This window comes from Streptomyces palmae (genome assembly GCF_004684805.1).
GTDB classification, from domain to species: Bacteria; Actinomycetota; Actinomycetes; order Streptomycetales; family Streptomycetaceae; genus Streptomyces; species Streptomyces palmae.
On record NZ_SRID01000565.1, the window covers coordinates 1 to 2,821 of the forward strand.

Below are 2,821 nucleotides of genomic sequence, written 5' to 3' on the forward strand. Positions count from 1 at the left end.
GCGGTACCGGGGCCGTGGGCCGGGCCGGGCCGGGCAGCACCGTGACGGTGAAGCCGGCCCGGGACCGCGACCCGGTGGCCGGGGCCACCCGGGTCGCGGTCCGTAGCCACACGGCCAGGCCGCCGAGCCAGGAGCTACGCAGGTAGCGCCGGGAGCGGCCAGGCGTCACGGGCGCCGCCCCCGGCGGTCCTGACTCATCCGCTGGTTGTCCGCCCAGGCCCAGCCCTGGCGGTCGGTCTTTGCCACGTCACGGCGGTGGCCCTCAAGGCGTTTGCGGCCAGCCTTGGAGCTGGCGGATTCCTGGCCGGCGTACTGGGCGGCCAGGGCTTTGTCGTTGCCGCCGCCGAGTCCGAAGAAGTTCTTCACCGGGCCTCCCCCGAGAGGGCCGGGGTGATTTCGGGCATGCTGGATGCGCCTCCGTTCACAGGGTTTGTAGGTAGAGGGGGGTCGGCCGGCCGTGGAAAGCGGGCCGGTCCCCTTTGATGCAGCTGGATGGACGGCACTGCTCCGGGTCACTCGCGGGTCTGCTTGCCGGGTCTGCGAAGTGCGTACTTCGCTCGCCGACTCGCTCACCGAGTCACCTGCCGGGTCTGCTCACCAGGTCTGCGGGGTGCGTACTTCGCTCGCTGGGTCACTCGCCGGGTCTGCTGTCGCTCGTTGACTGCTGTCGCTGCTTCCGGCAGTCGCAGGCAGGGTCAGTCCGGCGGAGTGCCGGGCTGACCTTCCCTGGTGGTGTCGGATGCTAGGTGCGAGCCAGTGGGGGCTAGGCGCTGGCTTCTTCCTCTTCCTCTTCCTCCGCTTCCTGGGCGTCGCCCCCCTCGCTCTTCATGAGCTCGTTCCAGATGGGACGGACGCGCTCTTCGCCGCCCTGGAATTTCTCGTCGCGGAAGGCGGCCACGGCCTTGCGGTAGGAGCGCGGCGGGTCGTCCCGGTGACGGAAGTGGCGGAGAACGACCCTGAGCTGTTCGTCGGTCAGGTAAGTGCCGGGCAGGGGAGTCGGTACGTTCGCGACGGCCGCGAGCTGCTCCAGCGTCATGGCCGCACCCGGGCGGGGCGGCTTCGTGTCCGTGACGGTCTGGCCCGTGACGGCCTCCTGATCTGTGACGGTTTCCGTCACAGGCTCCGTGCCGGAGACCGTGACGCCGTCACAGCATGCTTCCGCGACGGTTCCGGTGTCCCGTGACGGGGCATGGCCCATTCCTGCGCTGACCTGCGTGACTGCCGCCGAAACGGTATCCATCGAGCCCGCGTTGCCACCGTGACGGACGCCGGAATCCGTCACGGTGGCCGTGACGGATCCGGCACGCTCTTGTCCTGCTTCGAGGGCAGGCGTGACGGATCCGGCACGCTCTTGATCTGCTTCGAGGGCAGGCGTGACGGGCTTCTCCTTCGGGGCGAACATGGCCGCCAGGGCGAGTCCGGCTGCGCTCGTCACCTGCTGGTCCTGCACGATCACCAGGTCCGCGCCCAATGCGTCGTTGCCGACGCCGACCTTGCGGAACAGGCGCCACGATCGGAGCTCCGCCCATTTGCGAGAGGTCCACCACGGGTGGTTCTCCGACAGGGCGCGCTGGACTGCCAGGCGTTGCATGGTGCGCGCGTTACGGCGTCGGGCTTCCATGTCGACGCCTGTGCGGTAAACCACGATGCGGCGAGCCATAAGGCCGATGCCTTCCGCTGAGGCACACATCGCCATCGGGGTCATGGCATAGACGACGGCCTCCTTGGTGCTCTCCGCGACGACCGCGCCGGTGGCAGAGGCGATGGCGGGTAGCAGCCACAGGCCAAGCCGTACGACGGTTGGTGAGGCTTGGTCGAGGAGGGTCAGGCCGACCCAGACCATTGCCAGGACGAGGGTGGCGCCCTCGCCGGCGGCGACGACGCCGAGCGCGGTCGCGTCCTGGGGGAACTGGGTCTTCATGTTGGTGTAGGTGCCCCAGGCGCCGAGCCCGCCGACGGCGAGCATCGGCGCGGCTGCGGCGCTAAGGATGATCCACTGCCATGTGGTGAGGGAGCGCAGCTGCATGTCACTATGCGGCATTTTCGCCCTTTCCAGGAATGAGAGCTCCCGCTGAGCTGTCCCAGCGGGAGCGCGGTTGAAGAGGAAGTCAGGTCAGCCGGCCAGCGAGCTCGGCGACCTCGCGCAGCCGGGCGCGCTGCGCCTTGATCTCGCGCTGGAGTTCAGAGACCAACGGCGTCTGGAATTCCCCCCACGACCGCCCCGGCAAGTAGTCATTGATGTGCTGGATTGCCCAGTCCGTCGAGTCCAGCCCGAGCTCCCGGGCGACCTTGTCCAGCTCCAGCTCGTTGTCATATCCAGCGGCACGGACCTGGTCGTCGGCAGCCTGTGCCAGCTGCTGGGCGATCTCGTCCCATGCCTGCGCAGCCTCCGCCGCGGCGCGTTCCGCGTCGGTCAGACGCAGCAGCTGCGCCTTCCAGCGTCCGTCCTCGATCTGCCAGAACGCCTGAAAGGCCGTCTGCATCTGGTTCCGGGCAGCGGTCCAGGCCGCCCACAGCGGCGCGGCCTTGCGCAACAGCGGCTCCGCCACCCGACGAAGCCGGGCCTTCGACCAGATGATCAAGGCGGCCTCGTACTGCTCGCCGAGTTCGCGACGCTGCTCTGATGTCAGAGTCTCGTCGCTATAGACGGCCCGCGGAGTCACCGGTTCGGGCTCGTAGCCGGTGAACGCCTTGAAGTAGAAGTGGCACCCGCCCGAAACGCGCTCGACGCGCTCGGCCCTGACGAAGAGGGGGTGGTTGTAGCGGGCGGCGGTAGAGGCCGGGGCAACCGGCGCGACGGGCAGGGTCGGGGGTGCGGCGG

The 2,821-nt window shown here is 69.1% G+C and carries 3 protein-coding genes; all 3 read right to left on the reverse strand.

Translation table 11 applies throughout. The annotated features are described in order from the left end of the window. Positions 1-165: 165 nt before the first annotated feature. Complete coding sequence (locus E4099_RS30945; RefSeq protein WP_135342416.1) at positions 166-366, reverse strand: hypothetical protein; 201 nt, start codon at positions 364-366, stop codon at positions 166-168. Positions 367-763: 397 nt separating this feature from the next. Then, positions 764-2,026 carry a hypothetical protein gene (locus E4099_RS30950; protein WP_245245331.1) on the reverse strand — a complete coding sequence of 421 codons (1,263 nt, stop codon included), beginning with the start codon at positions 2,024-2,026 and terminating at the stop codon, positions 764-766. Positions 2,027-2,108: 82 nt separating this feature from the next. After that, positions 2,109-2,821, reverse strand: a 713-nt coding sequence (locus E4099_RS33365) for a hypothetical protein (protein ID WP_167828546.1), incomplete at its 5' end; no start/stop codon positions are given.